This is a genomic window from Paraburkholderia sp. EG286A (genome assembly GCF_040965375.1).
In the GTDB taxonomy this organism is placed as follows: Bacteria; Pseudomonadota; Gammaproteobacteria; order Burkholderiales; family Burkholderiaceae; genus Paraburkholderia.
This window is the reverse complement of sequence record NZ_JBFRCB010000006.1, coordinates 627,550-645,818: the sequence shown is the minus strand read 5'-3', so window position 1 is coordinate 645,818 and position 18,269 is coordinate 627,550. Positions and strand designations below refer to the sequence as shown.

Here is an 18,269-nt window from a genome sequence, read left to right as displayed (position 1 = left end):
GCCCGGAAGCTGCGCCTAGACGGGCTCGTCTTCCACGGGCGTGCTTTCGTTTTCGATGTTGTGCTGGTCCTTGCGCAGCAAGTCCCAGCAGCTGATAAAAAGCGCAGCGACGAGCGGCCCGATCACGAAGCCGTTGATGCCGATGAGCGAAATGCCGCCGAGCGTCGAGATCAGCACGACCCAGTCGGGCAGGCGCGTGTCCTTGCCCACGAGCACCGGGCGCAGCACGTTGTCCACGGTGCCGATCACGACCGAGCCGAAGATGATGAGCCCGATGCCCTTCGCCATCGCGCCCGTGGAGAGGAAGTAGATCGCGATGGGCCCCCACACGAGCGCCGCGCCCACGGCGGGCAACAGCGAGAGCAGCATCATCACGAAGCCCCACAGCAGTGCGCCCTGAATGCCGAGCACCCAGAGCGCGATGCCGCCCAGGCCGCCCTGCACGACCGCCACCGCCACATTGCCCTTCACCGTTGCGCGAATCACCGTCGTGAACTTGCGCATGAGATGCAGCTTGTGCTGTTCGTCGAGCGGAATGGCGTCGCGCACGAGCCGGGAAATATCGCGGCCGTCGCGCACGAGGAAGAAGAACAGATAGAGCATCACGCCGAAGCTCACCAGAAATTGCAGCGTGTTCTGGCCGAAGGAGAGTGCACGCGTGGCGACGAACTGGCTGATCTGCGCGGCGCCCGCCGAAAGGCGCTGCTGCAGCCCCGGTAGATCCATGAGGTCGTAGCGCGCGAGCAGGTTCTGGATCGACTCAGGCAGCGCATGGACGATCTGCGTGAAGTACGCGCCGAAATCGAGGCTGCCGCTGCGCACCTCCTGATACGCCGAGGCGACCTGCTGCACCAGCGTGGCCGTCACCAGCGTGAGCGGAAAGATCACGATGACGAGGCAGATGGTGAGCGTGATGAGCGCGGCAACGTTGCGCCGCCGCCCGAGTCGCGCGACGAGCCGGCGCTGCACGGGCTGGAAGATCAAGGCGAGGATGGCGCCCCAGAGCACCGTGCTGAAGAACGGCGCGAGGATGAAGCAAAGCGCGATGGACACCGTGAACAGCAGCAAATAGAACGATGTCTGGTGAAGGTGCTTGTTGCCTTCCATGTGCGATGAATTCCAGTTAAGGCCGCCAGGCGGACGAACGGCGGCATCGTCCGATGATACCGGCAAGGCCGCGTGGGGCCTCCGGGCGCAGTGCGCCCAGGGGTTCACTGTGCGCCCACGAGCCGCACGCGCGTGATTTCCGAAGGCGCGCCAAGGCGCTTGGGCGGACCCCAGTAGCCCGTGCCGCGGCTCGTATAGACCCACAGGCTGCCGAGCTTTTCGAGGCCCGCCGTGAACGGCTGCTGCAGCCGCACGAGAAAATTCCACGGGAAAATCTGGCCGCCATGCGTGTGGCCGGAGAGTTGCAGCGTGAAGCCCGCGTCGACGGCGGCGTGGGCCGTGCGCGGCTGGTGCGCGAGCAGGACGCGCGTGTTGACGTCGGCGGGCGCGCCGCGCAGCGCTTCGGTTGGATCGCTGCGGTGCGCGGGATCGAACTGGCCGCCCGTGTAGTCGGTCACGCCGGCCAGCACGAGCCGCGCGCCGCCATGCTCGATCACTACATGCTGGTTCATCAGCACCGTGAGGCCGATGCGGCGGAACTCGGCGATCCAGGCGTCCGCGCCCGAGTAGTACTCGTGGTTGCCGGTCACGAGATACACGCCGTGATGCGCATTGAGCTTGCCGAGCGGCGCGGTGTGCGCGGCGAGATGCGCCACGCTGCCGTCCACCACGTCGCCCGTGATGGCGACTACGTCGGCGTCGAGCTGGTTCACGGCGCGCACGATGGCATCGACGTAGCCGTGCTTGATCGTCGGCCCGACGTGGATGTCGCTCAGTTGCACGATGGTGAAGCCGTCGAGCGCGGCGGGCAGGCCGCGAATCGGCACCTCGACGTTGCGCACGCGCGCACGCCGCCGCGCGTTGAAAAAGCCGAACCCGGAGGAGAGGAACGCCAGCACGATCACCGCGGCGGCGCTCACGGTGCGCCAGCCGGCGAGATCGATTGCCTTGGGCCACAGTGCCTCCACGGTCATGGCCGAGGCGAGCACGATGTCGCGCGCGATCGTCAGCATCAGCAGCGACGAGAAGAAGCCCATGGCGAGCATGCCGATCCAGGCGAGGCGGTCGCCGAGCGGCTGGCGCTTGAAGCGCCGCGCCAGCATGCCGGGCGGGATGAACAGCACCGAGAGCACGAGCCACAGCACGGCGAGCCATTTGCCGGCGGCGGGCACCGGCAGGTCGGGAATCAGGCGAAAGCCGACATAAGCATGCAGCAGCACGCCGATGGCAATGAAGCGGACCAGAAACGAGAGTCGGGGCATGGCGGCGCAAACGGATGGGAGCGGACCGGCGTGGGCTGGCGCGCCGGGTACGGCGCGCTGCAGCAAAGCCCGATCGTCGAGGCCCGCTCGAAAACCCGGTGGACGGGTCAGCACAGGTAGGCTGCGTTGCATTTTACCGGCGCAGCAGACTTCGTGCCGTTCGGTGGCGGCGGTTTCCGGATGCGCATGCTGCGATGCGTCATGAAAGGGCCTGGCGATCCAGCATGAACATACATGCATGCGTGTATGCATGGGCCCGGATGCTTTACTGTTTGCGCGTGTGGCAGTGCGGCATTTCCCTGGATTGCCAGCGCGATCCCACTCGTCGCACTATGTTCTCGTGGGGCCGGGCATACTCTATTAAACGTCCATTGAATCGGCCCTCGCGATGGACTATGCTCGAAACGAGGCCCGCGCGGTTTCGGGCGCTCTGGGGGAGACGGATCATGAAAGGAATCCGGCCGGTCGCACATGGACTGCATGAGGGTTTGCATGGTCGTCACGTCGGGCACGAGGGCAGCCACGTCATGCTGCCGATGGTCGTTCTCTCGATCATGGCCATCGCGCTGTATATCGCGGTCAAGCACATCGATATTCTCGAAATTGGCCGCAGCGCGTTGTTCGATGTCGTGATGGTGTTCGTCGCGCTCGGTATTGCGGGCATGTTCGGCGTGCTGGGCGCCTGGCTGCGATCCCGCACCACCGACGAACCCGCCGAAGGCTTCTGCTTCGTCGGCGCGCTCATCGGCGCAGTGGTGTTCTACATCGCGCTGCTCACCTGATTCGTTTGTTTGCAGTTTCGGTTGGTTCGCAATCCTGCGGGAGGCGAGGGCGCGCGGCGGCCGGGTCCGCGCCATGCGAAACTGTGTGTTTTCCCGCTCGATAGAAGCACTCCCGATGTTCGATCTTTTCGACGATACGCCTGCCCCCGACGTGGCATGGCATCCGTCATGGCTCGCGCCAGAGGCCGCTGCCGAGGCGCTCGCGCGCATCATCGCCGAGGCCGACTGGCGCCAGGAACGCATTCGCACGCCCGGCGGCTGGGTGGACCAGCCGCGCCTCACAGCCTGGCAGGGCGACGAAGGCGCGGTGTACATCTATTCAGGCATCCGAAACGTCCCGCAGCCGTGGACCCGCCAGGTCGCCGAACTGCGCGACGCCATCTCGGCGCTTTGCGGCGTGCGCTTCAACAGCGTGCTGCTCAACCGCTACCGCACGGGCACGGACAGCATGGGCTGGCACGCGGACCACGAACCCGAACTCGGCCCCGAGCCGGTGATCGCCTCGCTGAGCCTCGGCGCGACGCGGCGCTTCGACCTGCGCCACAACGCGACGGGCGTGGTGCGCTCGTTCCAGCTGACGAGCGGCAGCCTGCTCGTGATGCAGGGTAAGACCCAGGCGCAATGGCGCCATCGCGTGCCGAAGGAACCCGCCGTGAGCGCCGAGCGGGTGAATCTCACGTTTCGCGTGGTGGTGCCGGATTTGCGGAAATAGACGGCTAGATCGCTGCGGATGGGCATTAAATCGCCGATGTTTGGTGCGCGGACTACGCTCGCGCGAGTGGTTTCGCGCTAAAAATAAAATAAGAATTTATGCGCATAAACGCCAAATCCGGCGTTGGCGCGGCGGTCAGACGTCCGCGCCGAGCCGGCGCCGCACGAGCGCGACGAGACGCTCCAGCGGCAAACCTGAGCCCGCGAGCGCGGTCACTTCCGGATAATGCTCGCGCGCTATGTCCGTGAGCACCTGGCCGGGCGGCGCTTCGACCAGCACGCTCGCGCCCGACTCGATCATGACCGTGAGCGCGTCGTACCAGCGCACCGTGTAGCGCATGTTGGTGGCGAGATCGGCGCGGATGGCGTCGGCACTGTAGAGCGGCCTGCCGCCGCGATTGTCGACATAGACGCTGCGCGGCGTACGAAACGGTATGTCGCGTGCCCACTCTGTGAGCCTCTCGGCGGCGTCGGCCAATAGTTCGCAATGCGAAGGAACGGCCACTGCGAGCCGTTGCGCCTTGCGCGCGCCAGCGGCGAGCGCGCGGGCCGCAAAGGCTTCGAGCGCGCCGTCGGCGCCGGCCACGACGATCTGGCGCGGCGCGTTGACGTTTGCCACGTACACTCGCTCGCCGCCATCGCGCGCATGCGCTTCGGCGAGCGTTTCCACCTGCGTCTCGCTTAGCCCCGCGACGGCCGTGAGGCCATAGCCCGAGGGCCACGCGTTCTCCATCAGCTCGGCGCGTTTGCGCACCATCTGCAGCGCGTCGCCAAACGCCAGGGCCTCGCAGCTTACTGCGGCGGCATAAGCGCCCACCGAAAGCCCCGCGCTGAATTGCGGCGCGAGTCCTTCGTGCGCGAGCGCGCGCGCCACGGCTACGCCCGCGACCGTGAGGCCGATCTGCACGGCGACCGTGGAACGCAAGGCGTCGTCGCTATCGAGCGTGAGGACGTCGAAGCCGAGTCCCGCGGACGCCTCGTCGAGCGTCGCCCGCACGGCGTCGTGTTGCGGCAGCTTGTGGAGGAAGCCAGCGTTTTGTGCGCCCTGGCCCGGAAAGAGCAGGGCGAGCGTCATGCTGCTTGCCACGGGTCGGAGACGAGCTGCGCGCCGCTGGACGCGCGCGCCAGCACGCGCGGCTTCTGCGCCGCGAGTTCGGCGAGAGCGACGCCGCCCGCGGGCGTTTCGAGTTGCGCGTCGATGCGTGTGCCGGCGCGGCTGGCGGCTTGAGCGAGCGTCTGCGCAAGCGACTCGATCGCCGCGCGCGAGACGCGCTGCGGCAGGCGAATCAGGATGTCGAGATCGCTCGATGCGGTGAGCGTGGGAACGCCCGTGGCAAGCTCGAAGCCGGCGCTGCCCGTAGGGCCCCAAACGTAGTGGCGCAACGCCGCCGCGCTTGTGCGCAGGGTAGCGAGCGCGATGAACGCGGGCAATGAGCGGCGTGCGCGAAGCGGCTCGACGCCGAGCAGATCCTCAGGAGCAAATGACGATTCGATATCCTCAGTATTGAGCCAGGTGCCGAAACGCTCCGAACGTACGCTGCCGCGCACGCCGACCGCCACGAAACCCGCCGCCGCGCACGTGCGCCGCACAACTACCCAGGGCGCGCGGGCAAGCGCCTCGCGTACCCAGTCCGGCTCGTCGCCCGACGGCGTATGGCGCGCGATGCGCAGCAGGTCGTGCGCGCGCCAGCGCGCGTCGTCCACGCGCGGCGCGTCAGCAGCGAACGGCGGGGCGGCGCACACGCGCATCAGCTGGCGTCCCACTGTTGCGCGAGGCGCTTGCGTACCTCGATCGACGCCGCACGCGTACGCTGCGCCGACTCGCCTTGCAGACGATGCGCGAGGCCGCTCGTGTCGCTGCGTGCCGCCCGCACCTTCTGTGCGAGCACATCGCGCACGCGTGCGATCTGCGCTTCGCTCGGCGCGTCCGCATCGATGCCCCCGATCAACTCGTCGAGCAGCCCGAGCTTCGCGAACGAAGCCATCGAATACGACATCGGCACGATCTTTTCGCCCAGCTCGTCGAGGTCCTCGACACTGCGCCGCGTAACGCGCGCCGCCGCTTCCTTGCCCATGGCGTGGACCATCGTGCCGGGCGCGTCGAGCGCGACGATGCGATTGGCCTGATAGCCGTGTGCGAGAAACGCGCCCGACATGGCGGGCCCGACGATCAGCGCCACCACGGGATGCCCCGCGAGGCGCGCGCTGGCGTAGGCGTCCACGGCCGAGGCGCAGGCGAGGTGAATGCCGAGCATCTCCTCGCGATAGCCGTAGGCCTGGCTCTTCACATCGACGATCGCGATGATGGGGCGGCGCTTGCCGCTCGCGGCGTCTTCGGCAATCGTTTCGCGCACGGCCTTCGCGAGACGCCAGCCTTGTTCGAGGCCCACTACGTTGTCGCGCGCGCGCGGAAAGCGGTTCACGGGATCGGGTGCGACGGTGATGAAGCGCGCGGTTTCGTTGTCGAGCGGCGCATCGGCGTATTGCACGCACGCGCCCTGCGTGTCCGCGCCCGCGAGGGCGCGCAGCCAGCGTGCGCCGCGGCTCGTCGTCGTGTCGTTCATGCGTTTTCTCCGCTCAGGTTCAGGGGCGAAGCGGTGAACACCGCACGCATCGTTTCAGGGGTGACGCTGGCGGGATCGATCTGCGCGAGTTTCGCGAGCGTGGCATCCACATCGGCCGAGCGCGGCGTGCGCGGCGCGCCTTGCGCAAACGCCGCTCGCACGGCGGCGCGCACGTCGTCCACGGCGTCGTCGACGAGCGCATCGGCGAAACCCGTCTGCGCGCGCTGCTCGCCGCCGATCAATTGCCACACCTGGCGGCGGTCGCTCGAATCGAGTTCCTCGATGCCGGCTTCCTGCTCGATCACCTCCGGGCCATTCATGCCGAGGCGGCCCTGCTTCGTCATCACGAGCGTCGAACACAGGGCCGCCGCGAGCGACATGCCGCCAAAACAACCCACCATGCCCGCGATCACGCCGACCACGGGCACATGAGCGCGCAACGCGACGATGGCCGACTGGATCTCCGCAATCACGGCGAGGCCGAGATTGGCCTCCTGCAAGCGCACACCACCGGTTTCGAACAGGATGACGGGCCGCACGATCTTGCCGCGCTCGCAGTCGGCGAGCGCCAGTTCGAGTGCGGCGGCGATCTTGCTGCCCGACACTTCGCCGATGCTGCCGCCCTGGAAAGCCGATTCGATCGCGGCGACGACGGCGGGCTCGCCGTCGATGGTGCCGCGCGCGATCACCGCGCCGTCGTCGGCCTGGCAGACGATGCCCTGCAACGGCAGCCACGGCGATTCGATACGGTCGAACGGCCCGAGCAGTTCGCGGAACGTGCCCGCGTCCAGCACGGCGGCCGCGCGTTCGCGCGCGCTCAATTCGATGAAGCTCTCGCGCAGCAGCGTGGCCGGCGTCAGTTGATTCGGGCTGCTCATGACTGCGCCTCCTGCGCGGCTTCCACGGCTTCTGCGAGCCGCAGCGCCACCACGCCGGGCGTGGCGCCGAAGTCGTTGATCTCGATGAGCGCCGCGCCGTCGTAGCGTGTGAAGAAGCGGTCGAGCACGCTCTTCCAGATGTGGCTATAGCCGTCCACGCTCGTATGCACGACCACGCGCGCCTGCATGTCGCTCGCGGGCTGCAGCAGCACTTCGAGATCGCCCGAGCCCACCACGCCCACGTGGGCGCGCGTCGTCACGGCGCGTTGCGCCGGATAGTCGAATGTCAGTTGTTCCATGAAACCGTCCTCCCGCCCATGCGGTGCTGAACCAGTCTGTCGATGAAGAGCGTCGCGGCAAGCAGATCGGCCGCGCCACCCGGCGATGCGTTGAGTGCGAGCAGCGTGCGTTCGAGCACATCGAACGCGGCGCGGCCGGCTTGCGTGGCAAGGCCGCCCGCGTCGCGTACGCGCTGCGCGCCCGCTTGCGCGGCCTCGCGCCCGGCGAGCCCTGCGCGATGCAGCACGCAGGTGTCGTCGAGCGAGGCCATGATCGCGAGCAGGGCGTCCACGCGGGCGTGGGCTTCGTCGAGGCCCTGCGTGCGCGCGGCGTGCAGTGCGGGCAGGCCCACGCGCACGACGTGCGGAAAGCCGTCTTGCGCTTCGCTGCGCGCGCCGCCCACGTTGTAGCGCTGACGCACGCGCTCGCCGTTGCTTTGCGCGGGCTGCGCGAGCAGGTCGTCGTAGCGCGCGATCTGCGCAGCCGTTTCGCAGATGCGCGCCGCGTGGGCGCAGTCGCTGTCGCTGCCTTGCGGCGTATGTACGATCGCCGCGCCCGCCACCAGCAGCCCGACGATCCAGATCGCGCCGCGATGCGCGTTGCTGCCTTGTGTCGCGCGCAACATCGCGGCTTCGCCGGCGCGGCCGATGCGCGCGAGATCGGTGCGCAGCGCCGTGCCGGGCGCAGCCCCGCGCGAGGCGCGCGCGAGCGCTTCGAACGTGGGTTCGAGCGCGTGCGCCGAGCGCAGCATCGTCGCGAGATCGAGATCGCTGTGTGCGCCACTGCCGCGCGCGTCCACGAGCGCGGGCTTGGGCGTGAGGCGCGCCTCTTCGATCAGCGCGTCGCGGGCGAAGCGCGCGAGCTGCGCGTCGGCGGAGGACAGCCGCGAGTCACCCGCGTACGAAACACGTCGCGCGAGACCCGCTGAGCCCTCGGCAAGCGCCGTAAAAGGAAGCGTACGCATCGCGCTCACCAGCTGCGGAAACGGGCCGGAGGCGTATAGAGCCCGCCCGACCACGTCACCAGATCGTCGATGCTGCGCGCCGCGAGCAGCGAGCGCTTGGCCTCGCCGCGCAAGATGCCGAGATCCTCGGGGAACTGCACGATGCCGCGGCGGCGCAGTTCGTCGGTTTTCTGCTGCTGCGCGCGCAGGCCGATGGGCGTCACGCCGGCCACCGCCGCGAGCGCGGCGCGCCGCTCGTCGATGCCCTCTGCGCGATGCAGATGAGCAATGCCCTCTTCGGTCACGACATGGCTCACGTCGTCGCCGTAGATCATCACGGGCGCGACGGGCATGCCGCTCTTCTGGCCCACGGCGATGGCGTCGAGTTCGTCGACGAAGGTCGGCTCGCCGCCTTTCTTCCAGGTTTCCGCCAGTTGCACCACGAGCTTGTGGCCGCGCGAAACCGGGCCGTTGTCCTTGAGCAGCTTGAGCCATGCTTCGCTCGCATGTCGCCGCCCGCGCGGATCGTGGCCCATGTTCGGCGCGCCGCCGAAGCCCGCGAGCCGGCCGCGCGTGACGGTGGACGAATTGGCGTCCGCGTCGATCTGCAGCGTCGAGCCGATGAAGAGATCCACGGCATATTGCCCCGCGAGCTGGCACAGCACGCGGTTCGAGCGCAGGCTGCCGTCGCTGCCGGTGAAAAACACATCGGGCCGCGCGGCGATATAGGCTTCCATGCCCACTTCGCTGCCGAAGCAATGGATGCTTTCCACCCAGCCCGATTCGATGGCGGGAATCAGCGTGGGGTGCGGATTGAGCGTCCAGTTGCGGCAGATCTTGCCCTTGAGGCCCAGCGATTCGCCGTAGGTGGGGAGCAGCAATTCGATCGCGGCGGTGTCGAAACCAATCCCGTGATTGAGCGCGGCGATGCCATAGGGCGCGTAAATGCCCTTGATGACCATCATCGCGGTGAGCACCTGCAGGTCGCCGATGTGGCGCGGATCGCGTGTGAAGAGCGGCTCGACCGCGAACGGCCGGTCGGCCTGCACGACCACGTCGACCCACGAGCCGGGAATGTCCACGCGCGGCAGTTCATCGACGATTTCGTTGACCTGAACGATCACGATGCCCTGGCTGAACGCGGCGGCTTCGGCGATGGTCGGCGTGTCTTCGGTATTCGGGCCGGTGTAGAGGTTGCCGTGGCGGTCGGCTTTTTCGGCGCACAGCAGCGCGACCTGGGGAATCAGGTCGACGAACATGCGCGCGTACAGCTCGACATAGGTATGGATCGCGCCCACTTCGAGCTGGCCGTCTTCGAGCAGTTGCGCCACGCGCAGGCTCTGCGGCCCCGCGAACGCGAAGTCCACGCGGTGCGCGATGCCGCGCTCGAACAGCGTCAGATGCTCGGGGCGGCTGATGCTGGAAATGAGCAGGTGAACGTTGTTGACCTTGGCCGGATCGGCCTTGGCCAGCGAGCGTGAGAGGAAGTCGGCCTGCTTCTGGTTGTCGCCTTCGAGCGCGACGCGGTCGCCTGGGCGGATCAGCAGTTCGAGCGCATCGGTCATGCGCGAGGCGGGCAGGACGCCGTCTTCGAGCCAGCCCGAAACGGCAGCGAGGCGGCGGGCCTTTTCGTCGCGGCGCGTGGTCCACGAACGCGGTGGGAGGTCAGGCGAGGTTGGCGTATCAGCTTGAGGCTTCATCGGCGGTTCGGCTCCGTGAGCGGGAAGAGGCGGCGCGCGGCTTCGCGGCGGCAGATTGTGCCGAAGGCGGCACTGCCGGCAGCGCGGCGCGCTCGGTCAGGAAACGGTAGATGAGTTCGCCCGTGCCGAGCAGGTGCTCGGCCACGAGCTTTTGCGCGGTGGGCACGTCGCCGCGCTTCACGGCGGCGAGAATTTCGGTGTGCTCGCTATCGGATTCGCCCTTGTATTCGGGGAAGCCGAATTTCAGGCGCAAATAGCGTTCGCCGCGGCGATGCAGCGCGGTGAGCATTTCCATCAGCTGCGGCCGGCCGGCGGGCGCGTAGAGGCTCATGTGAAAGGCCTCGTTGCGCGCGACATAGAGCGACGGATCGCGCTCGCGCTTCGCGGCGGCGGCCAGCGCGGTCACTTCGCGCAGCGTGGCGCTCGTGTGATTCGGAATGGCGAGGCCGAGCGCGAGGCTTTCGAGCGCGGAACGGATCTCGTAGATTTCGCGCGCCTCGTCGGCGGAAAGCGGGGCCACGCTCGCGCCCTTGTTGACCTCGATCTTCGCCCAGCCTTCACTCGCGAGCTGGCGCAGCGCCTCGCGCACGGGGATCGCGCTGACCGAAAAATGCCGCGCGATCGCGTCCTGGCGCAGCGGCGCGTTGGGCGCGAGCTTGCCCTCGACGATCGCGCTGCGCAGGGCGTCGGCGATCATGCGCGAGGTGCTGGTGCGGGGCGCGGCAGCGCCTTCCAGGGGAAAACCATTCGTTGCGTCGCTCATGAGATCAAATATTATATATAAAACGACCAAGGCGAAAGCCTCGAAAACCCGCAACACAGAAACACCAGATTCACTATAGACGGGTAAGAAGAACGGGGGCTTACAGGGAGTTCCTGAAGAGGGCCGGCACTGCCGCGGCCTGCATTTCCGCGTTTCGCGGCGTGCGTGCGCATCTTGCTGCGTGGGCTGGCGAGGCATCAATGGAGAGAGGAGCATCATGAATTCGATCACCGAGTCCGCACGGCGAACTCGCACCAAGACACCGCTCAACCGGTCGCAGATCGCCGGTTTCTGGGGCGCCTGGGCAGGCTGGACGCTCGACGGGATGGACTCGTTCATCTACGCACTCGTGCTCACGCCCGCGCTCACGGAGCTGTTGCCGCGTTCGGGCTACGAGGCGAGTGCGGCGAACATCGGGCTTGCCGGCTCGATCCTGTTCGCGCTCTTCCTCGTGGGCTGGGGGCTGTCGTTCATCTGGGGGCCGCTCGCGGACCGCTATGGGCGCACGCGCGTGCTGGCGGGCACCATCTTCATGTTTGCGATCTTCACGGGACTTTCGGCCACCGCGCAGAGCGTGTGGTCGCTCGGCATCTACCGCTTTCTGGCGGGCGTGGGCATCGGCGGGGAGTGGGCGCTCGCGGGCACGTACGTGGCCGAATCGTGGCCGGAGGATCGCCGCAAGATGGGCGCGGGCTATCTGCAGACCGGGTATTACGCGGGCTTCTTCATAGCGGCCGCGCTCAATTACACGGTCGGCGTGCACTTCGGCTGGCGTGCCATGTTCCTCACGGGCGCGGTGCCGGTGGTGGTGGCCATTCTCGTGCTCACGCGCGTGGAGGAACCGGCCAAATGGCAGAAGTCGGAGGCGAGCCATGTGCACCGCGGCCGCCCGCTGCGTGAAATCTTCGGCGACGTCTACCGCATGCGCACTGTGGTGGCGTGCGCGTTGCTGACCATCGCGATCATCGGCTTGTGGGCAGGCGCGGTTTATGAACCGTCCGCCGTGATCCAGCTGGCGACGAAGGCGGGCGCGAACAAGGCCGAGGCGATCCGCACGGCTTCCATCGCCACGGGCATCCTGTCGATCGGCACGATTCTTGGGTGCCTCGCATTGCCGCCCATGGCAGAGCGCATCGGCCGCAAGTGGACGCTCGCCGTTTATTTCGCGGGTATGGCGGTGACGATCGCGGCGAGCTTCGGCTGGGCGTTCTACCTCGAGAACGGGCTCGTGCCGTTCATCGCGCTGCTCTTCGTGCTGGGCTTCTTCGGCGGCAACTTCGCGCTGTTCAGCCTCTGGCTGCCTGAGCAGTTCGAAACGCGTGTGCGCGCCACGGCGTTCGCGTTCTGCACGTCGTTTGGCCGCTTCGTGGGCGCGGGCGTGAACTTCCTGCTGGGCGCGGCCGTGCTGCGGATGCACACGCTTGGCGTGCCGGTGGCGCTCACGGCGCTGGCCTTCGTTCTCGGCCTTCTGATCATTCCGTTTGCGCCGGAAACGAAGGGTCAAACGCTGCCTTCCTAAGTCCGATACGCGGCGCGTCGGTTAGCGCCGCGCCTTCACGAGCCTCGGCGGCAACAGGCGCCAGCCGAGATTGACCCCGAGGCTCGCCGCCACGATCAGCGCCATGCCCGCAAGCTGCGGCGCGCTCAGCGCGCGACCGTAGACGATCGCATCGACGGCGATCGCGGTGAGCGGATACACGAACAGGAGCACGGCGATCACGGGCGTGGTCAACATCGGCAGCGCGCCGTAGATCAGCACGTACGAAAGCCCCGTGTGCAGCACCCCCATGCCCACGAGCCAGCCCCATTGCGTGGCCGAAATATGCGCGAGCTCGAGTGGCGCAAAAAACGGCGCGATCAGCGGCAGGCACACGGAGCCCACCACGCATTGCGTCAGTGTGAGCAGATGTGGGCGAAAGTTGCGCAGGCTCTTGGCGATCAGCGTGACGCTCGCATAGAGCACCGAGCCGCCCAGCGACTCGCCAATGCCGATCATGTAGCTCGTGCGATCGGCCACGTGGGTTTCCGCGAGCACGCCGGAAGCGAGCACGAGCCCCACGAACGCGATGCCGATCCAGCCCAGCCGGTCGGCGCCGAGCCGCTCGTGAAAGAGCGCCGCGCCCATCAGCACGACCCAGAACGGCTGCACATGGAATACGACCGTCGAGACGGCGATGCTCGTGCGATGGATCGCGTCGAAGAAGGCGACCCACTGCGTGACCATCAGCACGCCTGAAATCACCGCGAGCGTGAGCGTGCGGCGCGTGAACTGCCGCGGCGAGAGCCAGCCCTTGTACGCGCAGTACCCGGCGAGCGCGAGCATGCCGAAAAAACAGCGGAAGAACACGAGCGTGAGGGCGCCGAGACGCGCCTCCTCGACGAACACGCCGATCGTGCCCATCAGGAGGCCGCCGCCCGCGAGCATGAAGACGCCTTGCTGACGGTTGCCGTGATGTTCGGATTGCATGGCCGGAGCGGAAAAATCGAAAGAGGGTTGGAGACAGGTTCAGTATTCGCCAGTTGCGGGACGCGGGCAAACGAATTAAATTGAAGAATTCCATCAACGCAGCTTATGAATCGGCTGCAACCCGGCCACCCCGCGTATGAATCCCGAATTCGACATCGATTTGCTGCGTACCTTCGCCGCCGTGGCGGACGCGGGCAGCTTCACGAAGGGCGCCGTGGCCGTGCATCGGTCGCAGGCGGCCGTGAGCATGCAGGTCAAACGGCTCGAGCAGATGCTTGGCACCACGTTATTCACGCGCGACACGCGCAATCTCGCGCTCACGCGGCCGGGCAACACGCTGCTCGAATATGCGCGGCGCGCGCTCGACCTGCAGGAGGAGGCGTGGGCGGCGCTGGTGCGGCCCGAGGTGACGGGGCGCGTGGTGCTCGGGGCGCCCGACGACTATATGGCGTCGCTGCTGTCACCGGTGTTGCGGCGCTTCTCGACGCTTTATCCGCATGTGGAGATCGAGATCGTCTGCGCGCAGAGCGTCGCGCTCGGGCCGATGCTGGCGGACAACAAGATCGACATCGCGTTCGTCACGCGCGACCGCAAGATGCGCGGCGAGTTCGTGCGCGCCGAGGAGATGGTCTGGGTGGGGTCCGCCACCGACCCCGCGCCGCTTGCCATGTCGCCGCTGCCGGTCGGGCTCTACGAGCACGGCAGCGTGGCGCGCGCGCATACCGTGGCGGCGCTCGACGGCGCGCACATTCGCTACCGCGCCGCCTATAGCAGTGCGAGTTTGATGGGGTTGACGGCGACGGTGGAGGCGGGCATCGCGATCGTCGCGCTCACGCGCTGCAGCGTGCCGCCGCGCTTCGCGATCCTTGGCGAGGCGCAGGGCCTGCCGAAGATCGAGCCGCTGGAAATCGTGGTGGCGCGCAGCGTCAAGTCGAACCGGCCGACTTGCGACTACCTCGCGCAGCAGATGGTGCAGGACCTCTCGGTGCCGCGTCAGCGCGGGTAGACGCTCACTTCGCCGCCCACCGCGAGCCGCACGCGCTCGCCTTCGCGCGGCGTGCGATAGCCGGGCACGCGCGCGCGAACCGTTGCGTGCGCATCGATCAGCTGCAGCGTGAGCGCGGCGTCCTGGCCCTGGAAGGTGATGGTCTGCACCACCGCTTCGAGCGCGCCGTCGCGCTGGGCGGTTTCGGGCAGCACGTCGATCTGCTCGGGGCGCAGCATCACGTCCACGGCGCCTTCTGCCGCGTGCTGGTCTTGCTGGATCGGCAGCGCGCCGAGCACGCAATGCGCGCGCCCGTTGGCCACCGTCCCCGGCAGCAGCACCGCCTCGCCGATGAAGGCCGCGAGTTCGCGCGTGGCCGGGCGGCGATAGAGCGTTTGCGGCGGTCCGCTCTGCAACAGCTTGCCGCGCCACAGCACGGCGACTTCATGACCGAGCGAGAGCGCCTCGGCCTGATCGTGCGTGACGAGCACGGCGGTCGCGCCGGCGGCGGCGAGGGCGCGCGCCACGGCTTCGCGCGTTTCGACGCGCAGCGCGGCGTCGAGCGACGAGAACGGCTCGTCGAGCATCACGAGGCCGGGCGAGGGTGCGAGCGCGCGGGCGAGCGCCACGCGCTGCTGCTGCCCACCTGAGAGTTGCTGCGGCGCGCGCGATGCATAGGATTCCGGAAGACCGACGAGTTCGAGCAATTCGACCACGCGATGCTGCGTGCGCCGCTGCGCACGCGGCAGACCGAACACGATGTTCTCGGCGACGGTGAGGTGCGGAAAGAGCGCACCCTCTTGCGGCACGTAGCCGATATGACGTTGCTCGGTCGGCAGATGCAGGCGGTCGCCGGCGACGCGGCGGCCGTCGATCTCGATCGTGCCGGCGTCGGCGCGTTCGAAGCCGCACAGCACGCGCAGCAGCGTGGTCTTGCCGCTGCCCGAAGGCCCGAGCAGCGCGACGAGCGAACCCGAGCGCACGGCAAGATCGATGCCGTGCAGGACCGGATGGCCGTCGAAGGCCTTTTTCAGGCCGGAAATGCGAAGTGTGCTCATGGGGCTAACTTGGGGCTAACTGAGGCTCAGGCATCGTCGGGTGGCGCGTTGACCGGTTCGACGGGCATGTTCACCGTTGCATGGCCCGCGAGCGCGGAGCGGCCCGCAAACGCGAACAGCAGGCCCGAAGCGGCGAGCGAAAGCGCGGTGAGCAGCGCGGCATAGGGCGCGGCGGCCGCGAAGGCGAGCGTCGAGGTGTCGGTCCAGACCTGCGTGGCGAGCGTGTGCGTGCCGATGGGCGCGAGCAGCAGCGTGGCGTTCAATTCGGTGACCACCGAGATGAACACCATCGAAGCCGCCGCGCCGAGGCCGGGACCCGCGAGCGGCAGCACGACGCGGCGCAGCGTGGCGAACCATCCCAGGCCGAGCGCGCGCGCCGTATCTTCGAGGCGCTGCTGCGCCTGCATGAGCGCCGCGCGCACGCTCACGAGCGCAAGGGGCAGACAGAGGATCGCGTACGCCGTAATCAGCAGCGTGGTGCCCTGATAGAGCGGTTCGAGCGCGCGCACCGCGAGCGAGACGATGGCAAGCGCGATGACGAGACTGGGCACGCCCTGCGCGATGAAGGCCGTGCGTTCGAGAAACGTGGCGGCGCGGCCAGGATAGCGCGCAAGCAGGTACGCGAGCGGCAGCGCGAGCAGGGTGGTGAAAAATGCGGCCGTGAGGCCGAGACGCAGCGAGGCGAATGTGGTCGAAACCAGCAGTTCCGGCGAGACATCGGCGGGCGTGATGGCCGCCGCGCCGGGCTGCGTGAGCCAGTAGCCGATCATCGCGAGCGGCACGCCGAGCGTCGCCACATTGAGCGCGACGAAACCCGCCGCCATAGGCCAGCGCCAGCGGCCGAGCGCATGGCGCGCGCTCGCGCGGCGCGCGCCGCGATCCACGCGCTCGTAGCGCGCGCGCCCGCGCACGCGGAACTCGAGCACGAGGCATACGAGGCAGAGCAGGATCAGCACGCAGGCCAGCAGCGAGGCACCGCCGCCATCGAAGCTCGTGCGGTATTCCGCGTAGATCTCGGTGGTGAACGTGCGAAAGCGCAGCAGCGTGAATGCGCCGAATTCGGAGAGCACGCCAAGCGCGACGAGCAGCATCGAGCCGAATAGCGCGGGTCGCAATTGCGGCAGCACGACGCGCACGAACACGGCCCAGCGGTTGCAGCCGAGCGCGCGCGCCGATTCTTCGAGCGCGGGGTCGAGGCCGCGCAGCGCGGCGGCCACGGGCAGGTAGACGAGTGGGAAGTAGGCCGTCGTGATGACGATGAACGCGCCGAGAAAGTCCTGCAAATCGAGGCTCAGCGAGACCCACGCGTAGCTCGTGACGAATGCGGGCATGGCGAGCGGCGCGGCGGCGAGGAGCGCCCAGGCGCGCCGCCCCGGCACGTCGGTACGCTCGACGAGCCACGCCACCGCGGTGCCTAGCACGGCGCAGGCGAGCGTGGCCGAAACCGTAATCGAGAGCGTGTTGACGAGCAACTCGCCGACCAGCGGCCTGAAGATCAGCTCGGCGGCGTCGGCCAGACCGAAGGACAGCGCGCGCCAGAACGTCAGCGCGAGCGGCAGCAGCACCAGCAGCGGGCCGAGCGCGGCGGCGGCGAAGAGCGCGCGCGGCGCACGCCGCCGCGCGCGCAGGGGCGGGACCCCCGCGACATCCACTTGATGAGACTCTGGCACGGCTTGCGCCGTCGTAACGGCTTCGCTCACGATCTTGCTTCGTACTCCATGCCGATTACAGCAGGCCAGCCTGACGCAGCAGCTTGCCCGCCTGGCTGTCGTCGCCGAGCTGCTGGATGGTCAGCGCGGGCGGCTTCAACTGGTCGAACGGCTTGTTGATGGGGTCGCTCGCCACGCCAGGGCGCAGCGGGTACTCGTAGCTGATGTGGTTCTGCGCCATCAGCTTCTGCGCGCGCTCGCTCACGAGGTAGGCGAGGAACTTCTGCGCACCGTCCACATTGTGCGCGGACTTCATCATGGCGGCACCCGAAACGTTGACGAGCGCGCCCACGTCGCCATCGGCGAAATGCGCGACGGCGCTTTGCGTCTTCTTGTCGCCCATCTCGGCGTGCAGGCGGTCCCAGTAGTAGTTGTTGATGATGCCGGTGGCGACCGCGCCGCGGTTCACGGCGGCGACCACGCCTTCGTCGTCGTCGAAGATCTGCGAGTTGGTCTTCAGACCCTTGAGCCATTCGAGCGTGGCGGCTTCGCCCTTCACGGCGAGCACGGCGTCGACGAGCGGCAGGAAGTCGGCGTCGCTCGGCGCGATGCCGACCTTGCCCTTCCATTCGGGTTTGGCGAGATCGAAAATCGACTTCGGCAATTGCGCCGGCTGCACCTTGGCCGTGTTGTACGCGAGCACGTTCTCGCGCGCGGTCACGCCCACCCATTGTCCTTGCGGCGAGTTGAAGCGCGCGGGCACGGTCGCGAGCGTCGCTTGCTGCACGGGGGCGAGCAGGCCCTTTTCTTCCAGCAGCATCAGTTCAGGCGAGTTCTCCGTGAAGTAGACGTCGGCGGGCGTCTTCTCACCTTCGGCGACGAGCTGCGCCGCGAGCGCCGGGCCTTCGCCGCTGCGGATCTTCACGTCGATGCCGGTCTGCTGCTGAAAGTCTTTCGCGAGCTGGTTCACGACCTGCTCGTGCTGCGCGTTGTAGAGCGTGATCGAGGCCGCCTGCGCGGCGAGCGGCAGCATGCCGGCAAGCGCGAGCGAGAGGGCGGCGGCGCGCAGCGGTGCGCGCATCAAGGAAATTTCCATATTGTTTCGTTGTCCGTGTTATCGA

18 protein-coding genes are annotated in these 18,269 nt (G+C 67.8%); 4 read left to right on the top strand and 14 right to left on the bottom strand.

Going from position 1 to position 18,269, the window contains the following annotated elements; genetic code table 11:
• Positions 1-15: 15 nt before the first annotated feature.
• Together AB4Y35_RS29875 and AB4Y35_RS29870 are read right to left on the bottom strand one after the other, a co-directional pair.
• A complete protein-coding gene (locus tag AB4Y35_RS29875; RefSeq protein ID WP_324158807.1) occupies positions 16-1,107 on the bottom strand; it encodes an AI-2E family transporter in 1,092 nt (363 codons plus the stop codon).
• Between the two features lie 104 nt (positions 1,108-1,211).
• The gene (locus tag AB4Y35_RS29870; RefSeq protein WP_324158805.1) at positions 1,212-2,369 is read right to left on the bottom strand and encodes a metallophosphoesterase; all 1,158 of its coding nucleotides are present in this window, start codon (positions 2,367-2,369) and stop codon (positions 1,212-1,214) included.
• 446 nt (positions 2,370-2,815) lie between these two features.
• Here AB4Y35_RS29870 and AB4Y35_RS29865 point away from each other — a divergent pair, with 446 nt between their 5' ends.
• Together AB4Y35_RS29865 and AB4Y35_RS29860 are read left to right on the top strand one after the other, a co-directional pair.
• Entirely contained in the window at positions 2,816-3,151 is a 336-nt protein-coding gene (locus tag AB4Y35_RS29865; protein ID WP_368707202.1) for a hypothetical protein, read from the top strand.
• Positions 3,152-3,266: 115 nt separating this feature from the next.
• Entirely contained in the window at positions 3,267-3,863 is a 597-nt protein-coding gene (locus tag AB4Y35_RS29860; RefSeq protein WP_368707201.1) for an alpha-ketoglutarate-dependent dioxygenase AlkB, read from the top strand.
• Between the two features lie 135 nt (positions 3,864-3,998).
• On the opposite strand, the gene mdcH is transcribed toward AB4Y35_RS29860, so the two are convergent.
• Genes mdcH through AB4Y35_RS29820 form a run of 8 tightly spaced genes read right to left on the bottom strand, consistent with a single transcriptional unit; the run spans position 3,999 to position 10,989 of the window.
• A complete protein-coding gene (gene mdcH, locus AB4Y35_RS29855; protein WP_368707200.1) occupies positions 3,999-4,937 on the bottom strand; it encodes a malonate decarboxylase subunit epsilon in 939 nt (312 codons plus the stop codon).
• The gene (locus tag AB4Y35_RS29850; RefSeq protein WP_368707199.1) at positions 4,934-5,626 is read right to left on the bottom strand and encodes a malonate decarboxylase holo-ACP synthase; all 693 of its coding nucleotides are present in this window, start codon (positions 5,624-5,626) and stop codon (positions 4,934-4,936) included. Before AB4Y35_RS29850 ends, mdcH begins: the two co-directional genes overlap by 4 nt.
• Complete coding sequence (gene mdcE, locus AB4Y35_RS29845) at positions 5,611-6,426, bottom strand: biotin-independent malonate decarboxylase subunit gamma (RefSeq protein ID WP_368707198.1); 816 nt, start codon at positions 6,424-6,426, stop codon at positions 5,611-5,613. Before mdcE ends, AB4Y35_RS29850 begins: the two co-directional genes overlap by 16 nt.
• Positions 6,423-7,304, bottom strand: coding sequence for a biotin-independent malonate decarboxylase subunit beta (locus tag AB4Y35_RS29840; protein ID WP_368707197.1), 882 nt, complete (start codon positions 7,302-7,304; stop codon positions 6,423-6,425). Before AB4Y35_RS29840 ends, mdcE begins: the two co-directional genes overlap by 4 nt.
• Positions 7,301-7,603 carry a malonate decarboxylase subunit delta gene (locus AB4Y35_RS29835; RefSeq protein ID WP_042265098.1) on the bottom strand — a complete coding sequence of 101 codons (303 nt, stop codon included), beginning with the start codon at positions 7,601-7,603 and terminating at the stop codon, positions 7,301-7,303. Before AB4Y35_RS29835 ends, AB4Y35_RS29840 begins: the two co-directional genes overlap by 4 nt.
• Positions 7,591-8,547, bottom strand: coding sequence for a triphosphoribosyl-dephospho-CoA synthase (locus AB4Y35_RS29830; RefSeq protein ID WP_368707196.1), 957 nt, complete (start codon positions 8,545-8,547; stop codon positions 7,591-7,593). Before AB4Y35_RS29830 ends, AB4Y35_RS29835 begins: the two co-directional genes overlap by 13 nt.
• A gap of 5 nt (positions 8,548-8,552) precedes the next feature.
• A complete protein-coding gene (gene mdcA, locus AB4Y35_RS29825; protein WP_368707195.1) occupies positions 8,553-10,226 on the bottom strand; it encodes a malonate decarboxylase subunit alpha in 1,674 nt (557 codons plus the stop codon).
• Complete coding sequence (locus tag AB4Y35_RS29820; RefSeq protein ID WP_368695306.1) at positions 10,210-10,989, bottom strand: GntR family transcriptional regulator; 780 nt, start codon at positions 10,987-10,989, stop codon at positions 10,210-10,212. Before AB4Y35_RS29820 ends, mdcA begins: the two co-directional genes overlap by 17 nt.
• Positions 10,990-11,206: 217 nt before the next feature.
• Here AB4Y35_RS29820 and AB4Y35_RS29815 point away from each other — a divergent pair, with 217 nt between their 5' ends.
• Complete coding sequence (locus tag AB4Y35_RS29815; RefSeq protein WP_368689604.1) at positions 11,207-12,508, top strand: MFS transporter; 1,302 nt, start codon at positions 11,207-11,209, stop codon at positions 12,506-12,508.
• 21 nt (positions 12,509-12,529) lie between these two features.
• Here AB4Y35_RS29815 and AB4Y35_RS29810 read toward each other — a convergent pair whose 3' ends face one another.
• Entirely contained in the window at positions 12,530-13,456 is a 927-nt protein-coding gene (locus AB4Y35_RS29810; protein WP_368707194.1) for a DMT family transporter, read from the bottom strand.
• Between the two features lie 136 nt (positions 13,457-13,592).
• Between AB4Y35_RS29810 and AB4Y35_RS29805 the strand changes: the two genes are divergently transcribed.
• Positions 13,593-14,462: a LysR family transcriptional regulator gene (locus tag AB4Y35_RS29805; RefSeq protein ID WP_368707193.1), complete on the top strand. Its 870-nt coding sequence runs from the start codon at positions 13,593-13,595 to the stop codon at positions 14,460-14,462.
• On the opposite strand, the gene AB4Y35_RS29800 is transcribed toward AB4Y35_RS29805, so the two are convergent.
• Genes AB4Y35_RS29800 through AB4Y35_RS29790 form a run of 3 tightly spaced genes read right to left on the bottom strand, consistent with a single transcriptional unit; the run spans position 14,450 to position 18,244 of the window.
• On the bottom strand, positions 14,450-15,499 hold the full coding sequence (locus AB4Y35_RS29800; protein WP_368707192.1) for an ABC transporter ATP-binding protein: 1,050 nt from the start codon (positions 15,497-15,499) through the stop codon (positions 14,450-14,452). The genes AB4Y35_RS29805 and AB4Y35_RS29800 overlap by 13 nt on opposite strands.
• A 26-nt stretch (positions 15,500-15,525) precedes the next feature.
• A complete protein-coding gene (locus AB4Y35_RS29795; RefSeq protein WP_368707233.1) occupies positions 15,526-17,169 on the bottom strand; it encodes an ABC transporter permease in 1,644 nt (547 codons plus the stop codon).
• Positions 17,170-17,224: 55 nt separating this feature from the next.
• The gene (locus AB4Y35_RS29790; protein WP_368707191.1) at positions 17,225-18,244 is read right to left on the bottom strand and encodes an iron ABC transporter substrate-binding protein; all 1,020 of its coding nucleotides are present in this window, start codon (positions 18,242-18,244) and stop codon (positions 17,225-17,227) included.
• Between the last annotated feature and the right edge of the window lie 25 nt (positions 18,245-18,269).